Genomic DNA, 6,511 nt, shown 5'->3' on the forward strand with positions numbered 1-6,511 from the left:
GCGCCCGGCGCTGTCGGGGCCAGCCGCAGAGCCCGCAGCGCGGGCAGCCGGCCGAGTTCGGGATAGGAGGTGTTGAGGAGTTGGGGTCCTCGGTCGAGCCGGAAGCCGTCCACCGTGTCGGTGGCCATCCGGCCGCCCGCCCGGTCGGTGGCCTCCAGGACGGTGACTGTCAGGCCGGCGCCGGTCAGATGATGGGCGGTGGACAGACCGGCGAGTCCGGCGCCGATCACGATCACGTCGGCGGCGGTGGCCGCGCGTTGACGGCGTGCTGGTACGAGCACGATGCCCCTCCCGGAGAATGGGTCTGTTCCCCGCTCGCGCACGGCGGGATGAGGGCGGGAGCCTGGTGGGCATGCCACGAACGCCGTCGAACGCTGGTAAAGGGCATGCCCTCATCAAGGGCAAAGGATGCGGTCGGCGCCGGACCGATCGGGCGGTGCGGCCCGCGGCGACCGCCCGGCCCGCGCCCGCGAAAGCCGCACCCGGTCCCACCCGAGCCGCACCCGAGCCCCGCGCACCGGCCCGCAAGACCCCCGGCGGCCAGCCCGGCGGCCCCGTCAGGGCCCGCCGAAGCTCCCACGCGCTACCCCTCCAGCGCCGCCCCGATGGCCTGCTCGATCTCCGGGAAGGCATAGCTGAAGCCGGAGTCCAGCAGCCGCCGGGGCCGTACCCGCTGACTGCTCAGCACATCGCCGGCGAACTCGCCCAGCGCGATCCGCAGCACCGGCGCCGGCACGGCGGCGAGGGCCGGCCGGTGCAGCACGCGGCCCATCGCAGCGGCGACCTGGCTGTTGGTCAGCGGCTCCGGCGCGGTCAGGTTCACCGGTCCGGACAGGCGGTCGGTGTCGACGATGTGCCGCAGCGCGGCGATCTCGTCGTGCAGCGCGATGTAGCTCCAGTACTGCCGGCCGCTGCCCATCCGCCCGCCGAGCCCGGCCTTGAAGATCGGGAACAGCCGGCCCCAGGCGCCGCCGTCGCCGGACACCACCAGCCCGGTACGGGCGTGGGCGGTACGGATGCCGGCCGCGCGGGCCGGCGCGGCGGCGGCCTCCCACTGCTGGACCAGGTCGGCGAGGAAGCCGTCGCCGGCCGGGCTGTCCTCGTCCACCCAGGAGTCGCCGGTGTCGCCGTAGAAGCCGATGGCGCTGCCGCACAGCAGCACGCGCGGCGGGGTGTCGAGCGCGGCGACGGCGCGGGCGATCGTGTCGGTGCCCCGTACCCGGCTGTCCCGCAGCACCTTCTTGCGGGCCTCGGTCCAGCGCCGGTCGCCGATCCCCGCCCCCGCCAGGTGCACGACGGCCTCGCAGCCGGTCAGGCCGGCGGTGTCCACCGTGCCGGCCTCCGGGTCCCAGCGCACCTCGTCCTCCCCGGCGGGCACCCGGCGGACCAGCCGGACCACCTCGTGCCCGTCCGCGGCGAAGGAGCGGACGAGCGCGGAGCCGATGAGTCCTGACGCGCCGGTGACTGCGATACGCATGGGGGCCATTGTGCAGGGCCCGGCCCGCCGACGCGGCATCAGGCGCGGCGCGCCGCCGCCCGGTAGCCCGGCGGGCCGGTCAGGCCCGCCGCGCCGGACCGGCCGGGCGGATCAGGCGAAACGGGCCCACAGCCGCGGATAGTGCTCCGCCATCGCCCGCTCGTCGTCCATGTCGATCGGGTCGCCCTCCGGGGCGTCCGGCTCCGGCAGGCCGAGGTCGGGGAGGCGGACGGCCGTCAACTGCTCGTATGCCTCGTCCGCCGCGTACCCCACGTCCTCCGCGTCGCCGTCGCTCTCCGGGTCGAAGTCCTCGACCAGCACGGCGAGGTCGTCGGGGGAGTTCAGGGCGCCTTCGAAGACGTGGCGGCCCTGGGCGATCAGCCAGCAGCGGAAGTAGTCGAAGGCCTCGTCGTCGGCGCCGCCCAGCATGATGTCGGCCGCGCCCCACAGGTCCCAGCGGAAGGCCCGGCCGAAGCGGGTCTCGAAATGCCGGGCGAAGTCCACCACGGCGTCCGGGTCGAGCTGGGCCAGCCGGTCGACGAGCAGGTCCGCATGCTCCTCCGGATCGCCGTCCGCATCCTCGCGGGTACTGTCGACGATCTCCCAGAACTCCGTCTCGTCCATCACGCGTCCAGCTTCCCGGTTGCCGCGCCGGCACGCACGCGGAGCGCCCCGGTTACACCCGTGTCGTTACGATCTTCCCAGGACCGCCAGGTCGTCCCGGAGTCCCCGGCATGTGCCGGAGCACGTCAGCGTACCCGCAGCTTGAGCTGGTAGATCACCGAACGCCGCCGGGGGCGGAAGCCGAGCGCCGTGTTGACGGCCAGCATGTGCCGGTTGTCGTCGGCGTTGTCCGTCATGACCTCGGTGATCTCCGGGTGTCCGGCCTGCGTCAGCCGCAGCATCTCCGCCTTCATCCACAGGCCGAGTCCGTGGCCGCGGTGGGCGGGCAGCGCCGCGGTGTCGTACTGCTGGGCGACGCCGGAGTCGTCGGCGGGCAGCACCAGTTCGGTGAAGCCGGCCACCGAGCCGTCGGCCTCGGCCACGGCGGCGACCGTCAGCAGCCGCTCGCCGCGCCGGGCGACGACCTCGGCGGACTCGCGGATCCGCTCCTCGTCCCACTCGGCCGGCCCCAGGTCGAAGCCGCCCACGGGCATGTCGGCCATGCCCTGCTTGGCGCGGACCAGGCCGGCCGCCCACTCGTCCGGCACCACGCCCTCCCAGGACACCAACCGGTAGCCGGGGTGGGGGAGCTGGGGCAGCTTGGCGATCGGCTCCGGTATCTCGTCCAGCGCCAGGCGCAGCCAGCTCAGCCGCAGCACCGGCAGGAAGTCACGGGTGGCCAGAAAGCTCTCGCCGGAGGTGCCGACCACGACCTGGGCGGCCAGGCTGCGGCAGCCGGCGTCGGTGGCGGCCTCGGTGACGGTGGCCAGCAGCCGGGAGCCCGCGCCCATCCGGCGGTGCGCCGGGTGCACGGTCAGTTCCACATGGGCCAGCTGCCGGCGGCCGGGCGCGGTGGACAGCCGGAGCTTGGCTGTCGCCACCGGGTCGGCGCCGGTGCCGCGGACCAGCCACAGCACGTGCCGGGCGGTGCTGGCTGTCGTGGTCAGCTCGGCCCGCAGGGCATCTTCGGACGGTATGGGGTCGCCGGGCCGGTCGTGCGCGAGCGCGGCCGCCTGGACCCGGTGCCAGGCACGGAAGTCTTCGGCGGTGGGAGCCGTCAGCGGGCTTGGGTTGGCAGCCATCGGGGGGACCGTAGCCGCTGGCGCCAGAGCCCCGCAATCCCTTTCGGGCCGGTAGATTCGCCGCGACCGGCCGAATCACCGCTTGCCCCGCTGTCACAGGCGTTACAGAAACAGCCCGGTACCGGTGTCCTGCACGCTGTTGGCGGTGTCCTGCACGTCTCCCGGCCCGGGGTGGCCCCCGTCGCCGACCGGAATCGCCCTCTCCGGCCGGCAGCACGCAATACGGCGACGGGTCATGCGTCCGTACGCCGCTGACCGGACCCGGCCCGCGCCGCCCGCCTGACGGGCGGGCAGCGCGGACCGGGCGCCGGGGTGCTTACAGGCCGTACCGAACGGCCGCTTCCTTGACCGTCTGCGGCTTGATGTCGCCGCGCCGGGCCAGCGCCGCCAGGGTCTGCACCACCAGGGACTGCGGGTCCACCCCGAAGTGGCGGCGGGCGCCCTCCCGGGTGTCGGACAGGCCGAAACCGTCGGTGCCGACCGAGGTCCAGTCCTGCCGGACCCACGGGGCTATCTGGTCCGGCACCGCGCGCATCCAGTCGCTGAAGGCCACCACCGGACCCGGTGCGCCCTCCAGCGCGCGGGTCACGTACGGCACCCGCTCGTCGCCGTGCAGCCGGGCCGCGTCGCACTCCAGCGCCTCGCGCCGCAGCTCGGTCCAGGACGGCGCGGACCACACGTCGGCCGCCACCCCCCAGTCCTGCGCCAGCAGCCGCTGGGTCTCCAGCGCCCAGTGGACAGCGGTGCCGGAGGCCAGCAGCTGCGCCCGCGGCGCGTCGGCCGGCACGGTCACCGAGCCCTCGGCCGTGCGGTAGCGGTACAGACCCTTGAGGATGCCCTCCTCGACACCCTCGGGCATGGCCGGCTGGATCTTCGGCTCGTTGTAGACCGTCAGGTAGTAGAAGACGTCCTCGGCCTGGGGGCCGTACATCCGCCGCAGGCCCTCGCGGACGATCACCGCGACCTCGTACGCGAACGCCGGGTCGTAGGAGACCGCCGCCGGGTTGGTGGAGGCGATCAGATGCGAGTGGCCGTCGGCGTGCTGGAGGCCCTCGCCGGTCATCGTAGTCTTGCCGGCGGTGGCGCCGATCACGAAGCCGCGGCCCAGCTGGTCGGCGAGCGCCCAGAACTGGTCGGCGGTGCGCTGCCAGCCGAACATCGAGTAGAAGATGTAGAACGGGATCATCGGCTCGCCGTGCGTGGCGTACGACGTGGCCGCGGCGGTGAAATCGGCCAGCGAACCGGCTTCGGTGATCCCCTCGTTGAGGATCTGGCCGTCCTTGGCCTCCTTGTAGTACAGGAGCTGGTCGCGGTCCACCGGGTCGTAGGTCTGGCCCTTGGGCGAGTACAGGCCCGCCGACGGGAACAGCGACTCCATACCGAAGGTGCGGGCCTCGTCGGGCACCACCGGCACCCAGCGGCGGCCGGTCTCCTTCTCCCGCATCAGGTCCTTGACCAGCCGGACGAACGCCATCGTGGTGGCGATCTCCTGGCCGCCCGAACCCTTCTGCAGCGCGGTGAAGGGCTTGTCGCCGGGCATCGGCAGCGGTTTGGCCACCACGTTGCGGGCCGGGGCCGGGCCGCCGAGCGCGGCGCGCCGCTCGCGCAGGTACCGCATCTCGGGCGAGTCCTCGCCGGGGTGCCAGTACGGCACCAGGTCCGCGGCCAGCGCGCTGTCCGGGATGGGCAGCTCCAGCAGGTCGCGCATGGTACGGAACTGCGCGCCGGTCAGCTTCTTCATCTGGTGGTTGGCGTTGCGGGACTCGAAACCGGCGCCGAGCGTGTAGCCCTTCACCGTCTGCGCCAGGATCACCGTCGGGGCGCCCTTGTGCTCGACGGCGGCGCGGTAGGCCGCGTAGACCTTGCGCGGCTCGTGCCCGGCGCGGGAGGTCTGGAAGAGCTCCAGCAGCTTGGCGTCCGACAGCCGGGCGCCGAGCGCGCGCAGCGAGGCGTCGGCGCCGAAGAAGTGCTCGCGGACATAGGCCGCGTCACGGGTGGCGTAGGTCTGGAACTGCGCGTCGGGGATCTCCCGCAGCCGCTTGAGCAGCGCGCCGTCCAGGTCCTGGGCGATGACCTCGTCCCAGGCCACGCCCCACAGCGACTTGATCACGTTCCAGCCTGCGGCGCGGAACTGCGCCTCCAGCTCCTGCACGATCTTGAAGTTGGGGCGGACCGGGCCGTCCAGCCGCTGCAGATTGCAGTTGATCACGAAGGTCAGATTGTCCAGGCCCTCACGGCCGGCCAGCGCCAGGGCGGCCGTCGACTCCGGCTCGTCCATCTCGCCGTCGCCGAGGAAGGCCCACACCCGGGAGGCCGAGGTGTCCTTGATGCCGCGGTGCTCCAGGTAGCGGTTGAAGCGCGCCTGGTAGATCGCGGACAGCGGGCCGAGGCCCATCGAGACGGTCGGGAACTCCCACAGCCACGGCAGCCGCCGCGGGTGCGGGTACGAGGGCAGCCCGTCGCCGGCCGCCTCCTGGCGGAAGCGGTCGAGCTGTGCCTCGGAGAGCCGCCCGTCGAGGAAGGCGCGGGCGTAGATACCGGGGGAGGCGTGGCCCTGGAGGTAAAGCTGGTCGCCGGAGCCGTCCTCCTTGCCGTGGAAGAAGTGCTGGAAGCCGGTCTCGTAGAGCCAGGCCGCCGAGGCGAAGGTGGCGATGTGGCCGCCCAGGCCCTGCCGGCTGCCGCGGGTCACCATGACGGCGGCGTTCCACCGGTTCCAGGCGGTGATCCTGGCCTCCAGCGCCTCGTCGCCCGGGTAGGCGGGCTCGGCGGCGGTGGGGATGGTGTTGATGTACTCCGTCTCCAGCAGCGGCGGCAGCGCCACACCGGGCGCGGCGGACTCCAGGGTGCGACGCATCAGGTACGCGGCCCGGTGCGGGCCTGCGGACGCGGTGACAGCCGCGAGCGAAGCGCGCCACTCGGCGGTCTCTTCCGGGTCGCGGTCCGGGATCTGGTCGAGCTGACTCAGCCGGGTTCGGCGTACGTCGTCGTCGGGCATGGGGTGCCGCCTTCCGAACGGAGGGAGGGGTGGAGAGTGCGAGTTCACTTGGTCGGCATGACAGGGCTCGCCCCTCCGCGTTCCACGGTACGTCGCCGATCGATGATCGATCAATGGGCAACGGACATGATTTCGAAAGTCGGCACGGGGTGTCAGCCTTTGAGGCACGGGGTGCCCCCAGGCTCGCGCCTGCGCCCTAGAGGGTCCCGGCGCCCGGCCGGCCCCGGACAGCGCCCGGTCCGCGCCCGGCACGGCGCCCCGCAGGGGCGCTGGGGGTACCCCCGGACGAAGTCT

Annotated in this window: 5 protein-coding genes; all 5 read right to left on the reverse strand. The window is 73.3% G+C overall.

The features are described from left to right. Positions 1-281, reverse strand: a 281-nt coding sequence (locus GA0115240_RS34405; RefSeq protein ID WP_256070201.1) for an FAD-dependent oxidoreductase, incomplete at its 3' end; no start/stop codon positions are given. Between the two features lie 302 nt (positions 282-583). Continuing rightward, positions 584-1,486 (reverse strand): TIGR01777 family oxidoreductase, encoded by a 903-nt coding sequence (locus GA0115240_RS34410; protein ID WP_093742947.1) that lies wholly within the window; start codon positions 1,484-1,486, stop codon positions 584-586. Between the two features lie 102 nt (positions 1,487-1,588). Further along, on the reverse strand, positions 1,589-2,101 hold the full coding sequence (locus tag GA0115240_RS34415) for a DUF4240 domain-containing protein (protein WP_093742949.1): 513 nt from the start codon (positions 2,099-2,101) through the stop codon (positions 1,589-1,591). A gap of 125 nt (positions 2,102-2,226) precedes the next feature. Continuing rightward, positions 2,227-3,222: a GNAT family N-acetyltransferase gene (locus GA0115240_RS34420; RefSeq protein ID WP_093742951.1), complete on the reverse strand. Its 996-nt coding sequence runs from the start codon at positions 3,220-3,222 to the stop codon at positions 2,227-2,229. Positions 3,223-3,538: 316 nt separating this feature from the next. Continuing rightward, positions 3,539-6,217 carry a pyruvate dehydrogenase (acetyl-transferring), homodimeric type gene (gene aceE / locus GA0115240_RS34425; protein WP_093742953.1) on the reverse strand — a complete coding sequence of 893 codons (2,679 nt, stop codon included), beginning with the start codon at positions 6,215-6,217 and terminating at the stop codon, positions 3,539-3,541. Positions 6,218-6,511 lie beyond the last annotated feature (294 nt).

Source organism: Streptomyces sp. DvalAA-14, from assembly GCF_900091855.1.
In the GTDB taxonomy this organism is placed as follows: Bacteria; Actinomycetota; Actinomycetes; order Streptomycetales; family Streptomycetaceae; genus Actinacidiphila.

Coding starts and splice junctions, on each gene's coding strand:
- GA0115240_RS34410 (WP_093742947.1), bottom strand. CDS start 1,486: ATGGCCCCCATGCGTATCGCAGTCACCGGCGCGTCAGGACTCATCGGC.
- GA0115240_RS34415 (WP_093742949.1), bottom strand. CDS start 2,101: ATGGACGAGACGGAGTTCTGGGAGATCGTCGACAGTACCCGCGAGGAT.
- GA0115240_RS34420 (WP_093742951.1), bottom strand. CDS start 3,222: ATGGCTGCCAACCCAAGCCCGCTGACGGCTCCCACCGCCGAAGACTTC.
- aceE (WP_093742953.1), bottom strand. CDS start 6,217: ATGCCCGACGACGACGTACGCCGAACCCGGCTGAGTCAGCTCGACCAG.